Below are 20,837 nucleotides of genomic sequence, written 5' to 3'. Positions count from 1 at the left end.
TTTCTATTGATTACACGAGACTCATGAGTACCGTTATTCATTGTTCCGATCTATTTTGATTGTCTTCATATATTCTAATTCTTTTTTTACGTGAACAAGCATATAATAATCTTCGACATAAAGATTTTTTACTAGTATAAATAAATCATTCGATTTAAAAATTAAAAAAATGATTATCAGTGTAAAAATACTGATTAGAAAAATACTAAAATTTATACTGCCATTCTCAAAAAAATTTTGGATGAGATAGATCATGATAGGAAAACACAAAGCTACGATAAAGTTTTGGTAAATACTTAATATCTTGGTTCCGTGTATTTCTTTCTTTTCGATCAAGTATTCCACATCAAAATCAATTGATTGATACTTCGTTCGTCAAGCATTCTTTCGGCTTTTCGTTTATATAAATAATTATGGTATTTCTTAGGACGACCATGCTTTGTTCGATATATTTTATAGCAACAGTATAAGATAAAAATTGTTGCCACAATAAATTGGTAAAAAATATTTTCAATATTGTTATAAGCATTATGATTTCCAGTTAAATATAAAAAAACACTACCCAAAATTACTACCGTAAATAACACTATAGGCCCTGCACTAATAATATACAAAAACAGATAAAAGGGTTTGATTACCCACATGGTTCTGAATGAACTTGCTTCTCGATAGATATCCGTATAAAATTTCATTGCTTCAATTTGCTTTACTTTGAGTATTTTTGTCATTTATCCATTCTAGAGTCCTTTCTTAATCACTTGTTTGAACTGTTTATTCTTTCTATTGAAAAATTGACGGGGAATTATTCCCAAGTACGGCTTCATCACATATTTTTTTGTTGATTTTTTAAACTATAAACCCTGTCTTAGCGTCCGTAGTATTGACTACCATTCAATCGAAGTATCACTGTATTAGTATATGTAGAGATTTTGGAAAAAGAATCGCTGACTAATGCTATCATTCCGTTGTGTTGAACTTTTCTGTATGACCACAATGTAAGGAACATGCTTTAAATAGATGGCCGGTTTTTCCATTCCGACAATTAATTATGATTCCTTCGCTACATTTGGGGCATATTTTTATACCCATTGGCAAAGAATTTAAAAGCTGAAATTTTAGCATCGTATCTGGTATGATTTGATTTAATAATTGTAATAACCCGTAGCGATCATACCACTCGATTTCTTTTGCTTTTTCATTTTGTTCAATTTCTTCATAGACCTGTTGATAAAAAAATGAAGTGGTGATAAACATTTTTTTATCCCAATTTTTATTTGAAATTCCTGAAAAATTAGTGATATCTTTACGTCCAATCAGTGTCGGTGTGGGTTTTGCGTTTAAGCGATTGGATTTTGCTTGTACCGCGATCCGCTTTTTTTCTTTCGTCAAAATTAAATCGACACCCCCATCTCCCACATACTTACGATGATCTTTGACATAACTTTTCTTCGTTATCTCAACCCCGTATCCTGCTAATCGGAAAGCTGCTGCTAAAAATTGCTCAAAATGTTCTCCTTGCCTCACTCGATCATCTTGGCTACTACCGAAATCTTTATCCATGTCACTTAAAAAGTCGATTACGATCTTCTCATCTTTCTTTTGCACAAAAGACGTTTTTCTTATTTCTAAGTATTGTTTGGAAACCACTTCTTGAGCGCTGCTTTCCAGTTGATTGGCTTCTTTGAATTTTTGTAAGAATTTAAAAACCATTATTTTCTCCTCTCGCTTATCGTTCTGACAATTACATTGTAAATCAATAACAAGAGTATTAATTTGTTATATAATAAAAATTTTTAAATAATTTTTATTAAAAGAATCAATCCGTTGATACTTCGCTTACTAGAACTATTGTGAAGATTACAGATTTTTTAGGCATTCTCGTTGATTATCATTGATTTGAACTATCGTTTACTGGGTATCATTCCTCTCCTATACTCAAAGAAACTTTATCAAAAAGGCTCGATTATATTTTAAGGAAAGCTAACTTGTGTCCGAGTCACATGAAGGATTTTCCCTACTAGGAAAGATCGGATTGTTACTTGTTCTTGTGTTGATCAAAAAATCAGAATAGTCATTCAGGTTTTTTAGCCAATTACTTAAAACAACTGCGTGTACTGACTCACTAATCTATGATCCTTGATTTGCTTATTTGTAATAGAGTTGGCGTTTGTTTGAACCGAAGTGTCGTTATTCAACTTACTACCAACGTGGCTTTTCGGTAAAACGCTACATAAACTACCCCCTCGCTCAATCAAGTCAGCGAAGGGCTAATTTTTGAATAGTTTTTTGATTGTAAAGTACGTTTAGTTAAAATCTTTCTTTAATACATCTACCTGTCTACTATATTTAGATTTATTTCTTCATTGTCGCTATGCCCATTGTTTGTGGGATTTTTAGGATTTCAATGATTGGCAGAAGCATTAGCGCCCCTAAAACAGCAAAACTTAGGCTATAAGCCAGTGGAATCGACAGCTGGATTTCCAATAAATGAATCACCAACGTAATAAATGATACGCCTAATCCTTGAGCTAAAGATTGGACAACTGTATTCAATGTATTGGCACTATTGCGTTCTTGTGGTGGAATTTCTGATAAACTCAATCCCATAAATGCGGTAAGTGCGAGTGAACGCCCGATTCCTGAAGCAAAAGCTAGTAACATAATAATCGCTGGAAATGTAGTTGCTTCAATGAAAAACAAACAGAAAGAACTACTCAAAATCATGAGGAATGACGCAATCAGTGCCCCTTTGTAGTTAAATGAGCGAATAATCGATGTCGTGAAGGGTTTGATCCCAATATTTCCAATAAAAATGAAAATAACGTAACTTCCTGCAACGATTGCTGACCAATGAAAAATATTTTGTAAATAGATCGTCAACAAGTATGGCATCGCTCCGACAGATAACCAAAGGATTGCCCCACTGGTTTGGCCGATTCTAAAAGAAGTTTTTGATAGGGCTTTTAATGAAAATAAGGGTTGTTCGACTTTATTTAAATGTTGATATGTGAACAAAAGAAATATTATTCCACTCACGATACACACAATTCCTGCTATCTCAAATGAAAGACCGTCTCGTGAAGATAATTCTGCACCGACTACAAGTAAGGTGGATGCCATTTCCATTTCCACAAAACCGAGCCAATCAAATTTATTTTTGATCAGGTCATGGTCTGACGGAATCAATGAATATCCTAGGATCAAGATCGACATACCGATTGGCAAATTGATCAAAAAAATCCAATGCCAACTTAAATAGGTAATGATTGCTCCACCCATTATAGGAGCGATCGCAGGTGCGATTAATGCTGGCCAAACAAGATAACTCGTCATTTTTAATAGTTGATCGACTGGCGTTTTTTCAAAAACGATCAATCGTGCAGTAGGTGTCATCAACGCTCCAGAGAAACCTTGCAACATTCGCATTCCTAAAAGAACCCCAAAACTAGGCGCAAGGGCGCTCCCTAATGAACTAATGGTGAATAGGAAAACAGCCAGAAGCCAGATTTTTTTCTTACCAAAATAATTGGCTAACCAGCCACTCATTGGGATAAAAATCGCCACTGTAACTAAATAGGCACTGATTAAAAGTGAGATTTGCGACATACTTGTTGAAAAAGTGGTCGCCATTTTGGGTAAAGCTGTTGTAACAATCGTACCATCTAATATTTCCATAAATAAACTCATTGCCATTACTAAGGCAATTTTGATTTGTTGAGACATGTTCTTCCTCCAAATATCACCCTTAATATATCTTTTAGATATATATTTTTTTGTATAAAAGAGACTGTAACTAATAAAAAGTTACAGTATCGTTGCTTTTTTATGACGCTTTAAAATCGACCTGATGTTAAGAACTGTCACGTTTTGTTCTACACCAAGATCATGCTTATTCTTCCACATAAGGTAGTTCTGATAGGAAATCTTCTGCCCACTGGATTGCTAACTGGGCTTTTCCAAGTAATAATTCTAACTTTTTAGTCGCATACCAATGATCAATTTTTTTACTTCGTCTAGTTTTTTTAAATAGCCCTTGATTTCGTCAACCGTGATTTGTTTTTCACGTATGTAGACCATTAACAATTCTTTTTGTTCGTCTAATGAGAGATGTTGCATCGAATCGAGTTTGATTAAATAAATTTCTTCTGTATGAGCGCCACTGGGAACGTCTTGTTTCATTAATTCAAAAAATCGTTGACGTCCTTTATCAGTAATACTGGCAGTCTTTTGTGTACGGCCTTCTTCATTAACAGTAATAGTGATTAAGCCATTTTTTGCCAACTTGTCTAACAATGGGTATAAAACACCAAAACTGACTTTGCGATTTTTACCTAAAGAAGCCTGCATTGCATTTCTTAAGTGATAACCATTTTGTGGTGATTCCATCAATTCTCCTAGAACAAACAGTTCATTCATCATGTTTCTTCCTCCTTATCTATCTTTTAGATACAAGAATGATATATCTAAAAGATGCATAAGTCAATCACTTTTCTTTATTAAGGTAATTAAGCAAACCCACTTTGCCATTCACATTCTTTCTGTTCTTAGTTCACTATTAAATAACTATTTTTATATATAATTAATATTAAAAAGCATTTATTCAAAACAAAAAACACATAATTAAATAACTTTAATAAAGGAAATCTAAGAACCATTACATGGTATAATGGGAAAAAATTTAGTAGGTGTTAAAATGAGAATGTTAGGAAACTTGATTTGGTTTATTTTTGGAGGCTGTATCGGTGGGATTGGTTGGTTTTTAGCAGGAGTCATTTGGTGTATAACGATCATTGGTATTCCAATCGGGTTACAATGTTTTAAGCTGGCAACTCTTAGCTTTTTCCCATTTGGTAAAGAAGTGATTTATAGCGATAGTGGGACTTCTTTAATTATCAATATCATCTGGTTGATTATCAGTGGACTCCCATTAGCGATTGCCCACGTGATTAGTGGTCTTATACTCTATATTACAATCATTGGTATTCCATTTGGTAAACAGTCGTTTAAATTAGCTAAATTAGCGTTGATGCCTTTTGGTACGAGAATCGTTCTAACCAGATCTTATTATTGATTAGATAGTTAAGAACCTGGTAACAATTTCTAGATCTAAAAAAGCCGAAGAATGTCAAAAAAGAAACAATTTTTGAAATCTTCGGCTTTTTTGTTTGGACAACTTTTAAGAAACACCAGGATCAATTATTGAAAACAACATCAACTATAGATTCACCTCTTTGATCACTGATTGTTCATATTGTTTCGTGCCAGATGATTTGCTGTTGTGCAGCTAATGGTTCTTTAATCATCGTTAAGACTTCCTCTTCAGTCAAAGCATCAGGGTAGTCACTCCAGATAGCAAAATAGGCACCTTGTACTTTTTTCATTTGTTCGTTTGTTAATCGTTGATTTTCAGGAAATTGATCAATCGTCCAGTTGTCTTGAATCTTTTGAGCTGTAGGATATTTATAACTGGCACCTTCTCCTAAAACAAAATAGAAAAATTGATCGTTGACATTGATCAATTGATGGTCACGAGTGAGAAATTCCCCCGCAGTCGCCATTGTTGCTTGATGTTTTGTCCAATACGTAATTTGAATAGAAGGTTTTAATTTACTTTTCATGAGCAGTCCTTTTTTATAGACACCATCATTCCAAATTCTAGCTTTTTTACCTAATGTTTCGACATAGTCTGCTAACTCATTGATGTAGTCGATGAAAACATCATACTGACGAGTTGGGTCGTGGTATTCAGCGATTGCTTGTGCTTTTAATGCAGGATATTTATCCAACTCTGAAAATTCAATGTATTCATCTGCCCCTAAATGGAAATAATCGGAACGATGAAATAACTCTGCATATTCTTTTATCATCTTTTTGATCATGGCGACCGCATCTTTTTTGGTGATATCAAGGGCTCGATTAGTGGGAAAAATCAAAGAATCCTCGCCTTTTCGCTCCATTTGCCATTGTGGATAGATTGCCAACAACCGTTGCAAATGACCAGGACTATCAAACTCTGGAATCACAGAAATCCCCTTTTGCTCCGCATAATCAATCAAATCCGTCATTTCCTGTTTCGTCAAAAATTTCTCTGATGTGATTTCTGGAATTGTTTCGCATTCCAACCGAAATCCTTCATTATCAGAAAAGTGAAGTTGCAAAGCATTCATTTTCAATGAAGCCATGTAGTCTACAAGTTCTTTTAGAAAATCTATTGAATAAAATTTACGTCCAATATCTAAAATCACGCCACGCTCTTTTAAAGAAGGTGCTTTTGTAACAGATATTGGCTTGTTTGATTCATTCATCAAGCAGCATCCACTCCTTATTCTGCCATTAGTTGCCAACAACCAATGCCCTCTATCGTTTTTCCTGGTACTAAAGTTTCTGATCCCATTACCTGATTTTTTTCAGACAGTTCTTGAATGGTAAAGTTTCTATAATCCAATCCTACCTCAGACAGCAATAAAGATGAAGCGTTTTCTTTATAAAAAAAGTAATAATCGCCATTTTTCTGGGTCACATACCAGCCTTCAGGGGAATCAAACGGTACTGCTCTTGTCTCATAGATTCCTTCACCATATTTTTCCAACCAATCGCCTAGTCTTTCTAAAATCGCTACCGCTTCTGTAGGTAACTCTCCATTTGGTTTAGGTCCGATTCCTAGTAGTAGATTTCCTCCTTTTGCAACGATCTGGACGAATGATAGAATAACTTCTGCTACTTCTTTATACTCATCATTTGGCCAATAGCCCCAATTTTTGGTTAATGGGATATTACTTTCCCATACTTTGACTGGTGGTTGTTCAGGTATTTTTCTTTCTGGTGTCACATAGTTCTCATAGGCCCCGCCAATGGTTCGATCGACAATCAAGAGATCTGGCTGAGAATGCCGAACTTCACTCGCTATTCTTTCCATATCCAGTTGTTCATTCCCCTGATTCACCCAGCCTCCATCTAACCATAAGATATCAAGTTGGCCATAATTTTGACTAATTTCAATGAGTTGATTCGTAACAAACCGATCATATTTCTGCCAGATTTCAGGAAACTCTTTTGGGTTATAATTTGCATATCGCCCAGTCGCTTCTCTTTCTGGCAACCAATAATAAGAGCTATGCCAATCTGGTTTTGAATAATAAGCACCTGTCGCTAGTCCTTCCTTTCTAAAAGCAGTAACAACTGCCTTAAAAATGTCTGCTTGAGGCGCTTTATGGTAGGGACATGTCGCTGCAGTTACTTTATAATCCGAATACTTTGTATCATACATTGTAAAGCCGTCATGATGTTTTGTTGTAAAAATCATGTAGCGAAAACCAGCTTGTCGGCACAGCTTTGCCCACTTAGTTGGTTTAAACTTATAAGGATTGAAACTATGGATCAACCCCCAATAATCTTCTCGTAATTCGACCATGTTCGTGCGCCAAGGTATTTTTCTTGCCCAGCTGTCTTCTTGTGACAATTGCCAAGACTCTACAATACCGGGAATACTATACAGCCCCCAATGAAAGATCACGCCCAGTTTTTGATCTTGAAACCAATCGAGTTTTTTTTGGATATTAGCGGGTAACTCCTGGTAATGATCTGTTTCGCTTTGATGGTTTTCGACAATGTCTTTTCGCAGCTTACGGTCTTCGTTTTCCTGTTCAACTGCGGATACACCATGTGCTTTTTTCATGATCATCAACCTTTCTAAATAATTGAATACTTTGTTTAAAGGTAACTGTTTCAACTGTCAAATGAACTTCTCTTGGCAATACTTCTTTAAACGTTTCATCTAAATAGTATAACTGTTCTTTTGTTAGGATAATTTCAATCATTCGTTCTTCCAATGGGGTTAGATGTACTTTTTTAAATGCGAGCAATTCTTTTTCTCGTGGGGGAATAAAACCTTGTTGTTTTTTCCCGTAAATTTGAATCGTCTCTGCTCCACTATGATTACCTGTGTTTTTCAATCGACAAGAAACCTTAATCGAATGATCTTGATGATCGGTAAAGAGTACATCGGTCAATTCAAACGATGTATAGCTTAAGCCATAGCCAAAACGATAGATTGGCTTTTCAGGATAATCGGTATACGTTTCTTTAAATTGAGTATTTCGATAGTTATAATAAACGGGTAATTGACCTGAATGCTCGGGAATCGTAAACGCTAATCTACCATTCGGATTTTTTCCAAAAAGAACATTCGCGATCGCTTTTCCTCCGTATTGTCCTGGATAGCCAGCGAAAAGAATCGCTGAAACATATGGTTCAATCGCTGAGATACTATGAGGTCGGCCTTCAATCAAAACGGCAATGACTGGTTTTCCATGTTTTGCTAATTCCTTGACTAGTTTAATTTGGCATTCCGGTAGTTCGATCGAGGCTAGGTCAATATTTTCCCCACTAGTCATTTCTTGTGATCCCTGTAATGCAGCGCCATTTTTAGCAAAAGCCGTTGAAAAATCTCTGGCACTGGACCCACCTAAAGTCACGACAATGACATCTGCATTTTCAGCTACTTGATTTGCTTCGTCTAGTCCTTGAGGTAGATCAGTTGTGATCTGACAGCCTTGAGCAAAAGCCAATTGGGTAGTTGAATTTGCCGTGTGCTCTTCGATCCCCTGCAATAGATTGCAACATGATGCTATTTTTTTAAAAGGCGTGTAATCACCTAATAGATGATAGATATTATTCGCATGAGGTCCTACAACTCCAATTTGATTTAATTTCTCTTTTTTCAAAGGTAATATATTGTCATTTTTCAACAATACTAGACTGTCTTCTGCCAAAGCTGTACACAACGTTTCTTTTTGTGCCGAAGTAAAAGAAACTTTCGGTGAACTTTGGCTAGAGAAAAGACCTAATTCGCTTTTCAACTCAAGAATTCTTAAAACAGAACGATCAATCACTTCTTCACTTACCAGCCCAATAGCCACTGCTTGTTCTAGATAAGGAAACACCTCGTCCCATAAGCTAAGATCAACTCCACTAGAGATGGCTTTGGCTGCAGCCATTGATGGATCGCCACAAGTTTCTGCCACTCGATCTAATGCACAACCATCGGCCATGACGATTCCAGAAAACCCATATTCTTCTCGTAAAATTTCTTGTAACAAATGGGGATTCGTGTGACAAAATACACCATCAATATCGTTATACGCTGCCATACAGCCTTTTGCGCCAGCTTTAATTCCTGCTCGAATGGCGGGTAAATGGATTTCCCTTAACTCACGCTCTCCGATTGCCACTGGACCAGAATTATGTCCTCCCATGACGTTTCCTTGACCAGCCAAATGTTTTAACACAGCTTTAATTTTTTGTTCTTTTTGTAAACCAGTTACAGCTGCTTGGGTAAAGGCCGCTGTTAGATACGGATCTTCACTAAAACATTCTTCTGTTCTGCCCCAGCGTGGATCTCTTAATAGATCTAAAGTCGAAATCAGTCCAAGATGAGCTCCTTTTTCTTGTAACTCCGCAGCCACGACTTCCTGCAATTGTTGGTAAAGTTCTGGATTCCAACTACATCCCACTGAAAAATTCGTTGGCAGTGTGGTGGCTTCTAAGGCTTGATGCCCATGGGGACATTCTTCGGATAATAAGACCGGGATTTTTAAACGGGTTTCTTTTTTCATGTATTGTTGGATCATCTGACTGACTTCTTGTGCCTCACTGGTTGTTAATCCAGTCAGCTCATTTCTTTCAGACCAAGGATCGGCACGAAATACCCCATAAATGACACCGACTGTGCCATATTTTTTCACTTCATTTTTGAAATAGTCCGTCAAAAAAAGCTTTCCGTCTTTTTTTCGTAGACTTGCCAGCCATACAATCGTTGATTCAATTGTCCAACTTTTTCTTTTAGTGTCATTTTTTCCAACAATTTTTGCAAATCACCCATCGTTCTGCTCCTTTAATTGGATTTTGAAGGTATGGATCTCGTAAGGTTTGAACACCACAGTAACTTCATGATCATTATCTAAAGCGACCGTTTCAATTGGATTTTCTAATAGATCGCAAATCTGTACATGTTGAATTGGCTGAGAAAATTTTAAGACCGTTGTTGTTTGGCGATTTTCAAATTCATAAGCCCGCATAATGATGGATCCATCCGTTTCAGCTTTCTTTAAGGTTTCCAGACAAATGTTTCGTTCTTGACAGTTCACCCACGAACCTTCTGGTAAAGTTTTCTGTTCTTGACGAACAGCCAAACAAGGGATATTTAATTGACGAGCTTCTTCTTGGGTCTTCGCTTCCTTCCACGTTTGAGCATGGCAATAAAGCGAGTAGGTGAACTGATGATTTCCTTGATCTGCTGTTTCATAAGGGTCTGTGGCAGATTTGATCAATGAGACTCCTAAATGTTGGTATTGAGCATCAAAGCCATACTTTGAATCTGTCAATAATGAAATCCCATAGCCATCATCGGATAGATCGACCCATTTATGACCACATACTTCAAACTTTGCTTTGTCCCAAGAAGTATTTTTATGCGCCGGTCGTTGTAGATTGCCAAACTGGATATCATAAGTCGCTTGATAGGCATTGACAGGCACTGGAAACTCTGCTCGAAGGAGACTATGATTTTGCTGCCAATCAACCTTCGTTTCAAAAGCGATTCGTGCTTTTCCGTGAATCAAATGGATGTATTGCGTAATAGTCGAATCATAAAACTTTCTAACGATTTTCAACGTATCCCGAATCGGACCTTGATCAACAATCAATGCTTCTTGAATATCGGTAATGATTGTTGGTTTATTTTTATAGTAAAAGTCAATGTCCCATGCATCATAATTTAAAGGCAGATCTTCGTAAACCAGTAGTTCGTTCACTGCTTTCTTACCAGCGATTTCTCGTTGGTTCTTTTTATCGAATGCACTGATCATACGATAGTGTTCGTCGAATAAAAGACTAAAGTCTTGTGTCTCGTATTGCTTAGTTAAAGGAGTGGTTTCCGTTTTAGTCGTGACTTCACGATCTGATTTTACAATAGTGTAATAACTCCCACCGAGAGCAGGTAAATGATCGAATCGTCCTAAGAATTGTCCATCATACGTTTTTTGGCTGACAATCGACTGACCTTGATGTTCCAGACATTCTCCTGATTCCAGTGGTAATGGAACGATGACTTGTTCACTTACTCCGCTAGGGTTGAACAGATAAAGAAACTGTCCTGCATCGTGACTTGGCAACACTGTGTCAATTAATTGGTTCATTTCAGTGAAAAGTTCGTGATAATCAATATCTGTCTGATCATAAACTTCTTTGATTCCGCTTCCTGGAAGAATATCATGGAATTGATTTAACAATAATTGTTTCCATAATTTTTCCAACATTTCAGCTGGATATTTTTCTCGGGCAAAGATACTATATAATTTTTCAACTGTCTGTAATAACGTTTCACCAAATCGATTGTTGCGCTTGTTTTTCCCGATTGAAGTGTATGTTCCTCGATGGTATTCAAAATACAGTTCTCCGAGCCACTCTTTTTCCTGATGCTTGACCATTTTTTTGGAGAGTTCTTCAAAAAAATCAATCGCTGCGCTCTCAATGACTTGGGGCATACTCGGCAAACCTTTTTTCATACGCTTCAACGTTTCCAACATGTCTCGTGTTGGTCCTCCACCACCGTCTCCATAACCATAAGCGATCAGAATACTGTCATTGACATCCTTATCTAAGTAGCGTTCCCAACTTCCTTTCACCGTATAAGGATCGAGTAGTCCATTGTAAGTCGTATAATAAGGTGTCGGGCTATAACCGTCACTGATTGTCGTAATAAAATGAGTTAGCGCTCGGCTACCATCGATTCCTTGCCAAAAAAAGCTGTCATAAGGGATCTGATTGAATTGATTCCAAGAAAGTTTTGTTGTCATGAAATAGGGCGTGTTTGTTTTTTTCAAAATTTGCGGTAAAGCTGCAGAATAGCAAAAAACATCTGGTAACCACAAAATTTGACTTTCTTGACCAAACTCTTCGCGTATAAATTGTTTCCCATAAAGAAATTGACGGACCAATGATTCACCTGAAGCAAGATTACAATCTGCTTCTACCCACATAGCCCCTTCTGGAATCCACTTGCCTGCAACAATTTTTTCTTTGATTTTCTCATATAGTTGCGGATAGGTATCTTTGATCAATTGATACATTTGTGGTTGACTCTGAATGAAAGTCAGTTCATCATATTCCTCCATTAATTTCAATACAGTCGAAAAACTACGTTCTCCCTTTTCAACCGCCTGCATCACTGTCCATAACCAAGCCAAATCGATATGTGTATGACCAACAACCAAGGCACGAGGAGCATTTTTTACTAAGCCTGCTTGATAAAATGCACGTTCTAAGTGTTCTTTTGCTTTCATTAATCCTTGATAATATTCTGAGCTATAAGGTCTATAAAAATTCAATTGATCAACTACTTGTCCTAATTCTCTTTCATAATAGATATAATTCGAGTCATGCTCGTTTAGCGATCGCCAACTATCCAATATCACGAACAAATCGTAATAGAGTTCATAAGACAAAGGATCGATCAGCCTTAGCTCAACCGTCAAAGGATATTTTTTTTCCTCCCGACCTGAAAAAACCTCGATTTGCAATGGAATCCGATCTCTTGAGGCATATTCTTTGGGTAACCGCAAAGTCGTATGGTTAACATCTAACCCTTGGATCAGCTGATCATCAAAATACACTTTTATTTGAGGGTTTGTCGTTGAATCCCATTCAGTTAGTGAAGAAAAGATTGCTAAATCGACTGTTTGATTTTGAAATTCATTTGGTAAACAGAGTTCTCCTGCAATTGTATAGTACTGATTTTTTTCGCCAAAATAAGCACCTCTTTCAAATTCTTTTGTCCCCGTTTCAGAATGAAAAACTAAATTCTCAACAGGTATCGCAGTTTTGATCATGTTCTTTTTTAACTCTATGATGATTCGTTGCACACGTTCAAATTCTAGTAATTTTTTCACACTATTCCTCTTTTCTAGTGAAAAGCCAGGAAACAACTAAAAAAATTGAGCTCCTGGCTTGTACTATCTGTATTATTTTTGTTCTTTTTTCCAACTATCATATTGTGTTTGCATTTCCGTGATAATTTCATCTAGTCCAGCCGCATTCATTTTTTTCTTCATATTATTCAAATTCTCTTGTGTTTCAACTGAGCCAGTGTTGATCAATGCTTTAAATTCTTCTTGTACGTTATTCAAAGCAGCAAGTTGCGTTGTCACAGCTTTCGTGTCAAAGTTGAATCCAAGTGCTGGGGATGCTTCTGCTTGCTCATTATAAGATTTCAACACTTCCCATTCGTCTGTTGGTGCACCTTCTTGGTGATAAAGATTGAAGTAATTCCCAAACATATAAAATGGCATCGTATAATTGCTATGAGCATCTAACCATTTGATTGTCTTCTCCCCAGTTTTTTCATAATGTGTTCCTTCAATACCATAGGATAAGAGGTTCATCAATTTTTCATCGGTATTCACAGCTTCTAATAGCTTCATCGCTTCTTTTGGATGTTTCGAGTTCGCACTGATCACCGTACCGCCACCCATTGCTGAAGCATTCGTCACAATTGAATCTACCATAGGCGTTACCACTACATCTTTTTTCACTTGGTCTTTGACTGTTGCTGTATCAAGTGGTCCCATCACGGTTGAAGTAACAAACCATTCTTTCCCAACAATATCGGTTTGTTTTGCCAGTGCTGCATCTTTATTGACATAGCCTTTTTTCATAAAATCTCTCACTTTTTCAACCCGTTCAACGTATGGTTTCTCAAAATAATAATTGACGATCTTCCCTTCATCTCCTTCAAGGTTGATCCCAACGGATGTCGATAATTCATCGAATTTATAAGGATTTCGGTAGCCTTCAGACATGTACCAAGGATTGATTCCTTCTTTTTCCTTGATCGTTTTGAGCCATGGTTCAAGTTCATCATAGGTTTTGATTGATTCATACGGAACATCATATTTATCAACTAGTTCTTTATTAAAGACAAAATATTCCGTAGCAGCAATTTCTTTTTGCGCTGGTACCCCATATATCTTTCCATCAATGGTGGAACCTTTCCAAAAATTCTCGTAGATTTCAGCTTTTAATCCTTGGTTTTCATTATCAAGTAATTCTGTGATATCGTACAATGCGCCCTTTCGAGCATTGGTTAAATAATTAAATCCTCCTAGCCAAGAAGCAGTAAATGCGATATCAAAGCTTTCTCCGGCATTGACCAGTGCGCTCATCTTTTGGTCATATTCACCCCAGTCAATTTGATTAAGAGACACTGTGACATTATATTTGTCCTTTGTATACTTATTGACCGCCTCATTCACTTTTGCCACATCTTTTTGTGGAATACCCGTTATGTACCAAGTAAGATCCACCGTACCAGACTCACTCGCATTACTGGTTTTGTTACTTGAACATCCTGTTAAAAGACCTCCTGCTAATAATGCAGCTCCTAGCAATACAAATTTTTTCATTATTTTTCCTCCTATACTATTCTTTCACTGCGCCAACAGTTAAACCACCAATAAAATATTTTTGAAAAAAAGGATATGCAATCAAGATCGGTAAAGTAGCTACTACTACCACCGCCATTTTGATCGTTTCAGTGGGTAAAGCGCCGGTTTGGGTCATCCCCATTTTTCCAGCATTGTTTGCAATAAATTCAATATTATTCTCCATCTTCATCAACAAATACTGTAACGGTACCAATTGATTATTATCGGTATAAAGTAATGCTGAAAACCAATCATTCCAATAGCCTAAGGTTAAGAATAAGGCAATGGTTGCGATACCTGGCAACGATAACGGAAGTACGATTTTAAAATAAATCAACCACTCACTGGCACCATCGATATATGCTGATTCAATCAATGCTTCTGGGACAGACATTTGATAAAACGTTTTCAAAACCATGATTGAAAACGTGGACATACACAAAGGTAAAATCAATGCCCAGATAGAGTTCCTCAACCCTAAAACATTCACAACCACAATGTAATTACCAATCATCCCACCGCTAAACAACATGGGTATCAAAGAATACCTTGATAAAAACCCTCGATAAGCGTAAGTCTTTCGAGAAAGGGTATACGCAAAGGTCGACATTAAAAACACACCGATGACGGTCCCAATGATCGTAATGAAAATCGTTGTACCGAAAGCGGAAAAAATCGCTCCTTCTTCAAAAATTGCTTGAAAAGCTGCTAGGCTCCATTTTTCAGGTAGCAGTCGGTACCCGTTTCGTTGGATCGATTCTGAATCAGTAAAGGCGATAATACAAACTAAAATAAAAGGAACAGCAGTTAAAAAGGTCAATATCCCTAAACCCAGACTAATCAAAAGGTTATTTTTTTACTGATTCGTCCAAATCGGTTCAAAGATTCACCTAGTGTTTTTTTTGCTTCCACTCTTTTTTCCTCCCTTAAAAGATTCCTTGTGTTTTATCGATTTTTTTGACGATCATGTTGGTTCCTAACACTAAAAAGAAGCCAACTACTGACTGCAACAGTCCACCAGCAGCCGATAAACCGATATCTCCCATAGACGACAATCCGCGATAGATATAAGTGTCAATGGTTTGTGTCACATTGATAAGCGCCCCTGAATCTTTTGGCACTTGATAAAACAATCCGAAGTCTGTCCGAAAGATCCCCCCTACTGCTAAAATCGTCAACATAATGATCACGGGTTTCAACATAGGAATCGTGACATACCAGATTTGTTGGAATTTTGTTGCTCCATCAAGATTAGCTGCTTCGTAATAAGATTTATCAAACCCGCATATTGCGGCTAAAAAAATAATCATATTGTAGCCCATCGTTTTCCACATTTGTACAACGACTAAAATATAAGGCCAATACTTTGCTTGCATATAAAATTGGATCGGCTCTTTCCCAATACTTATCAAAAACTGATTGATAAACCCATTTGTCGGGTCCAAAAATGCAAATACGATATAACTGACAACGACCATCGAAAGAAAGTAAGGAATAAACATGACACTTTGATACAATTTTGATAGTCGCTTACTGAAAATTTCATTTAACAATAATGCAAGGATCAATGGCACGATGATTCCCATAACAATGAACAGCACATTATAACCAACCGTGTTGCGAATAATCAGGCTAGCATTCCCACTTTTAAAAATAAATTCAAAGTTTTTAAAAGCGACCCAATCACTCTTCATAAAACTCTCAAAAAAATTACCACTTAATCGAAAATCTTTAAACGCCACTAAAATCGCAAAAAGTGGAAAATAGGAAAATATCGCAAACCAAATGATTCCTGGTAAAGAAAGGAAAAATAAAGGTCGGTTTTTTTTAAATGTTTTTAACACACGATTTTCCTGCTTCTTTTTGACAAATGTTGCTGCTAATTTTTCTTCCATCCTGTTCAACTCCTTATCTATGTTTATCATAAATTAAATAAAGCGCTTTCTCAATTTGCGATTTTATAGATTTATTGGCAAAATTATAGACAATATTTTTTGTATGTAATAAAGACACAAAAAAGAAGAGTCTGGAAAATCACTCTTCTCGAAAAATGATTCATGATTTCATTATTGGTTTTGCTACGCCTTTCTTAGTCATAAAAAATGATAAAAGAATGATTTTTCATTTTAGGTTCAACGGCTCTCTTTCATTTTCGAACTTGCGTGCTTTATTGGGGGTTATTCCGTATTCTTTTTTATAATGACGATAAAATAAACTGATATCATCATATCCTAAGGCTTTTGCGATCACAGTAATTCTTTCCGTACTCTCTTTGATTCGCTGATTGGCTTCTCTCATACGAATTTTTTTATCATATTCACTAAAACTCATATTCAATTCTTTTAAAAAAAGCTGTCCAAGATAGGCTGGATTCATATGAAATCGCTCAGCTAATGATTTTAAAGAGTAGCGTTTCGTGAAATCCTGATTGACTAGATATAAGATTTGGTCAATCACTGGAGAATGACTTTTTGTGGTACAACTTATTTCAGTCAGTTTTGAACAGATCGTACCTATCTTTTTCTTAAAAACTGATTTGTCTGCTGTCTTTAATGCGTAGATCAATGGTTGTAACTCTTGATAAGCTTGTTCTTGTTTTTCCAGAGTAGCAATCCCTTTGTGAAGTGCGATCAGCAAGTAATGACATACTAACGACTGAATCGGATGGTCTTTCCATTGATCAATATTGGCAATAGCTAATTGTTGGAATGCTTCAATCGATTGGTTTTCAAGATAAGCTAAACTTTTAAAATAAATTTTCTGCGTTAGTTGGTATTCGTTGATCAATGTAGTTTTAGGAAATAGATCAATGACTAATGGGTTTTCCAAGATATTTTTACTTTCCATAAATGGTTCAATACTTCGATAAGAATGCGTGATCTCAATTAATGAATGGCAGCCACTACCGATGACCGCAAATAAATCAAATGTCTCACATAAATATTGAATACTTAACCGATAATGTTGTTCTTCTTTAGGAGAAAAAACAAAAGAAGTTTATTCGGTTCCAATAAAAGGCTATAAGGTTGGACGAATAATACCGATAACTGCTCAGAAACACGTTCAAAAAGTTTATCATTATAAAAAGCACCTTCTAGGTAAGTGATGGTATAATTTTGCCAATCTGTGATTGGTTCAAGGATGTCCTGCCATTTTGCTAATTCCGTTGACGAAATTTCTTGATGCAGCAATTTCCGCAACAAATTGACACGAAACACATCAATCTGTTGATTGTTCTTCAAATGCTGAAAGAGTTTTTCTTCTTTTATTTCTCTTGTCAACTTCCCAAAAGTAGTGGCTAACTCAATAGGATCTACTGGTTTTAAAAGATAATCACTGCTTCCAATGAGAATGGCTTGTTTCAGATAACTAAAATCATCATAACTACTGATAAAGATGATTTTTATTTGTTTTTGTACACAACGTGCCTTTTTAGCAAGTGCCAATCCATCAATATCAGGCATTCTGATATCTGTTAATAAAATATCAATAGCTACCTCATTTAGGATTTTCAATGCTTCAATACCGGAAGTTGTTTTAAATGTCGTGAAATTTTTTGTGTTACCGGTTGTTTTTTTTAGCAGTTTCTCAATTCCTTCTGTGATTAACGGTTCATCATCAACTAGTAAAACATTCACACGATCTCCCCTCCTCTTTTTTTAGGCATGGTGATTTGAAATTTCACATAATCTTCTTGCGTAGTAAATGTTACGCCATACTGATGACCAAAGCGTTGTTTGATTCGATAATCTACCCCAAATAAGCCAGTAGGGGCAGTCATCTCCAGATCATGGCTGTTTTGAGCAAGTTGTTTTTGGATTCTTTGTTTTTCTACTTTTGGAATTGGCTTTCCGTTATTTACTACTTCAATGTATAACCGATCATCCTTTTCAAAACAATGGATCTCGATGAAGTTATCTTGGCGTTGCGAATCAATCCCGTGATGAATAAAATTTTCGATGATTGGTTGGATCGTAAATTTCTCAATCAGCAAAGATTCAAGACTTGGATCACAAACGATATCATAAAATAGTGCATCTTCAAAACGTATTTCAAAAAGACTAAGATAAGCATCACAATATTCCAATTCTTCCGCTAAACAAATGACATCTTTCCCCTTGATCAATTTACGGTATAATGTTGCAGCATTTAAGAGCATTCCTGCCACTGCGTGATCTTCATTTAGTTCTGCTTTCATTCGAATTGCTTCTAACGTATTGTAAAGAAAGTGTGGATTGATCTGAGACCGAATACTTTGGATCTGATAATCCTTTTGTTTAATCTTACTTTTATAAACTTGATGAATCTGGTCATTTAACTGATACGCTAATTCATCAATACTAGAAGAGATCAAAGAAATCGCATCATCACTTTTATAGTCGTCTGATTGAGCGAACTTTTCAGGGTCAAAATTCCCTGTTTTTACTTTGGTAATTTTTTGAGTTAGTTGAGAGAGTCTTCCCTCTATTTTTTGCAAATACTGAAATAGAAATGGGAAAAAACCTAAAAACACAAGGATGGCAAAAAAAGAGTAGACAGTATAGATCAAAGAATATTCTGTAAAAACATTGGCATACTTTGTCGTGGCTGTAACCACATAATGTTCTGCTTGACGTTGGTCTAGAACATATTTTGGTTTTATCTCCGGTGGAATAGGCTTGTTTTTGTAGAAAACTTGAATATTGCCGTTGTTTCTTAACACTTGATAATGAATCTTTTCAAATAATGGAGAAATATTATAATAAAAATAGACATCTGCTGCGTAACTTAAATCTGTTTCTTTATGTAATTCTTTGTGAAATCCAATCAGATTTCTATTCTTATTTATCTTAAAAATTTGCTTTTTTGTCTTTTCGATATCGTTTGGGTCTGCTAAATGAAATTCATCCACTTTTTTCATCGTGGTTGTCTGATCTTTTTGGAAGACTACGCTACGTTTCGTCTGCGCATGATAAATAACTACAGTTGACAAATAATCATTCATTTTAAAGGACTGATTAACAAAATTTTGGGTTCCATTATACTTTGAACCGGCATGTTTCATGTAAGTAGTCGTTTTGTATTCATAGTATTCTGCGAGTGATAAATTAGTAATTTGCCTCAAATCTTCCAAATCAGGTTGTTCCGCATACAAAAGCGCCAACATATTATCTGTTGCATTTTTCATCATCATAATTTCTGTATAAAAATTTAAGTTGATTTCCTTTAGATTTTCATCTCTTTTTTGATGGAAAGAAACTGTGATGAGATAAATAATAAAGAATAATACTAATAAACTAACACTCATCCACAACATGTAACGATAAAAAGCGTGTTTCAAAAGGTTATGTTTAATCCTCGTCATGCTTTTAGTCATTTCTTTGATCCAATCCCTTAATACTCGCTATCCGAGTTTGTAAAAATGGTGTATAAAAAGTTAAAAACAAGTAGCAGTAGCCACTAAAACCGACAAAAAAGAAGATAGCTGGCGAGCGTGGAAACAATAAAAGAACAAATAACAGATAGGCAATCGTAAAAAGCTGTAATTGCCATTTCTGGAAAGATAAAATCATCGCATTCAACAACGTTTTTAAAAAGGTGTTTTGGAAAAGGATCGTTTCCATGATAGCAAAAGGAAGGATTAACATCCCGTAGACCGCTAAAATAGCATAAATAATGACAAATATAGAAAAAATTGGAGAAAGTTCAACCATAAAAAAGAGAAATCCTATTGAAGCAATCAAACTGATGAGCAAATAGACAGGTAAACTATCCCAAGAACATGCCTTAGCGATGCTCCGCCAAAAAAATCGGAGATTGCTTTCCTGTTTCTTAATAATAAACTGATACAGCGATTCAAATAGTGCGATCAATGAAATAGCAAACAGAATCATAAAGAGACCCAATAAGATTAGATATAAAGTAACTCCTTGATAAATCATCAAATAAAGGTAACTAAACAGCGGTAAATTTACAACAATAAAAAAAGATTGTTTATGACTACATAAATGATCTGTGATGCTACATCATATATTTTTTCTTCCCTTGTCATTTGAATACCCTCCCTAACCAATGTACTATTTTACGTATCTACCTTAACATAAAAGCGTTTTCTTATAACGGCTATTTCAATTAATTTTTCTCTTTGCTCATTCTTTCTTTTCTTCATATGACCAACTAATATAGGATGTTCTTTCTTTTTACGAACAAAACAGTAAGCATTGATTCAACTTTTAAAAAAGGTATCCCAGCTTTTGTCTGTAGACTATTTCCAGATGATTTTTAGACTTCCAAAATAACCGTTTTCTCTCTGACTCTTTCGTTCAAATTTTACTTCAACATCTATATTTCCTTTCAATTATTTAAATATTAAATAAA

16 protein-coding genes are annotated in these 20,837 nt (G+C 35.8%); 1 reads left to right on the top strand and 15 read right to left on the bottom strand.

From position 1 onward, the window contains the following. Positions 1 to 332: 332 nt before the first annotated feature. The 4 genes from EHR_RS09795 to EHR_RS09780 all read right to left on the bottom strand — a co-directional run bounded on the left by EHR_RS09795 (position 333) and on the right by EHR_RS09780 (position 4,419). Complete coding sequence (locus tag EHR_RS09795; protein WP_010737748.1) at positions 333 to 728, bottom strand: hypothetical protein; 396 nt, start codon at positions 726 to 728, stop codon at positions 333 to 335. A 229-nt stretch (positions 729 to 957) separates the two neighbouring features. After that, positions 958 to 1,710: a restriction endonuclease gene (locus EHR_RS09790; protein WP_010718916.1), complete on the bottom strand. Its 753-nt coding sequence runs from the start codon at positions 1,708 to 1,710 to the stop codon at positions 958 to 960. Positions 1,711 to 2,352: 642 nt separating this feature from the next. Beyond that, complete coding sequence (locus EHR_RS09785; RefSeq protein ID WP_010737749.1) at positions 2,353 to 3,723, bottom strand: MFS transporter; 1,371 nt, start codon at positions 3,721 to 3,723, stop codon at positions 2,353 to 2,355. 246 nt (positions 3,724 to 3,969) lie between these two features. After that, complete coding sequence (locus tag EHR_RS09780) at positions 3,970 to 4,419, bottom strand: PadR family transcriptional regulator (protein ID WP_014834596.1); 450 nt, start codon at positions 4,417 to 4,419, stop codon at positions 3,970 to 3,972. Between the two features lie 274 nt (positions 4,420 to 4,693). On the opposite strand from EHR_RS09780, the gene EHR_RS09775 reads away from it, so the two are divergent. Next, positions 4,694 to 5,071 (top strand): YccF domain-containing protein, encoded by a 378-nt coding sequence (locus EHR_RS09775; RefSeq protein WP_010718913.1) that lies wholly within the window; start codon positions 4,694 to 4,696, stop codon positions 5,069 to 5,071. A gap of 175 nt (positions 5,072 to 5,246) precedes the next feature. On the opposite strand, the gene EHR_RS09770 is transcribed toward EHR_RS09775, so the two are convergent. From EHR_RS09770 to EHR_RS09720, 11 genes are all read right to left on the bottom strand, one after another. Beyond that, the gene (locus EHR_RS09770; RefSeq protein ID WP_223603360.1) at positions 5,247 to 6,305 is read right to left on the bottom strand and encodes a family 20 glycosylhydrolase; all 1,059 of its coding nucleotides are present in this window, start codon (positions 6,303 to 6,305) and stop codon (positions 5,247 to 5,249) included. 17 nt (positions 6,306 to 6,322) lie between these two features. Next, positions 6,323 to 7,675: an alpha-L-fucosidase gene (locus EHR_RS09765; RefSeq protein ID WP_010737752.1), complete on the bottom strand. Its 1,353-nt coding sequence runs from the start codon at positions 7,673 to 7,675 to the stop codon at positions 6,323 to 6,325. After that, positions 7,644 to 9,767 carry a glycoside hydrolase family 3 N-terminal domain-containing protein gene (locus EHR_RS09760; RefSeq protein WP_014834593.1) on the bottom strand — a complete coding sequence of 708 codons (2,124 nt, stop codon included), beginning with the start codon at positions 9,765 to 9,767 and terminating at the stop codon, positions 7,644 to 7,646. Before EHR_RS09760 ends, EHR_RS09765 begins: the two co-directional genes overlap by 32 nt. 105 nt (positions 9,768 to 9,872) lie before the next feature. Beyond that, positions 9,873 to 12,947, bottom strand: coding sequence for an alpha-mannosidase (locus tag EHR_RS09755; protein ID WP_010737754.1), 3,075 nt, complete (start codon positions 12,945 to 12,947; stop codon positions 9,873 to 9,875). Between the two features lie 72 nt (positions 12,948 to 13,019). Beyond that, positions 13,020 to 14,459 carry an ABC transporter substrate-binding protein gene (locus EHR_RS09750; RefSeq protein WP_010737755.1) on the bottom strand — a complete coding sequence of 480 codons (1,440 nt, stop codon included), beginning with the start codon at positions 14,457 to 14,459 and terminating at the stop codon, positions 13,020 to 13,022. A gap of 16 nt (positions 14,460 to 14,475) precedes the next feature. Continuing rightward, positions 14,476 to 15,300, bottom strand: a complete 825-nt coding sequence (locus tag EHR_RS09745) for a carbohydrate ABC transporter permease (protein ID WP_229065669.1) — start codon at positions 15,298 to 15,300, stop codon at positions 14,476 to 14,478. Positions 15,301 to 15,406: 106 nt separating this feature from the next. Then, on the bottom strand, positions 15,407 to 16,375 hold the full coding sequence (locus EHR_RS09740; RefSeq protein ID WP_010718906.1) for an ABC transporter permease: 969 nt from the start codon (positions 16,373 to 16,375) through the stop codon (positions 15,407 to 15,409). Positions 16,376 to 16,601: 226 nt separating this feature from the next. Then, positions 16,602 to 17,327 (bottom strand): helix-turn-helix transcriptional regulator, encoded by a 726-nt coding sequence (locus EHR_RS13570; RefSeq protein ID WP_014834590.1) that lies wholly within the window; start codon positions 17,325 to 17,327, stop codon positions 16,602 to 16,604. A gap of 104 nt (positions 17,328 to 17,431) precedes the next feature. Continuing rightward, positions 17,432 to 18,118 (bottom strand): response regulator, encoded by a 687-nt coding sequence (locus EHR_RS09730; RefSeq protein ID WP_014834589.1) that lies wholly within the window; start codon positions 18,116 to 18,118, stop codon positions 17,432 to 17,434. Further along, positions 18,115 to 19,836, bottom strand: a complete 1,722-nt coding sequence (locus EHR_RS09725) for a sensor histidine kinase (RefSeq protein ID WP_010737758.1) — start codon at positions 19,834 to 19,836, stop codon at positions 18,115 to 18,117. Before EHR_RS09725 ends, EHR_RS09730 begins: the two co-directional genes overlap by 4 nt. Beyond that, positions 19,829 to 20,353 carry a hypothetical protein gene (locus tag EHR_RS09720; protein ID WP_042969967.1) on the bottom strand — a complete coding sequence of 175 codons (525 nt, stop codon included), beginning with the start codon at positions 20,351 to 20,353 and terminating at the stop codon, positions 19,829 to 19,831. Before EHR_RS09720 ends, EHR_RS09725 begins: the two co-directional genes overlap by 8 nt. Between the last annotated feature and the right edge of the window lie 484 nt (positions 20,354 to 20,837).

Source organism: Enterococcus hirae ATCC 9790 (assembly GCF_000271405.2).
In the GTDB taxonomy this organism is placed as follows: domain Bacteria; phylum Bacillota; class Bacilli; order Lactobacillales; family Enterococcaceae; genus Enterococcus_B; species Enterococcus_B hirae.
The sequence above is the reverse complement of the archived record's forward strand: the minus strand, read 5'-3'. Positions and strand labels throughout refer to the sequence as shown.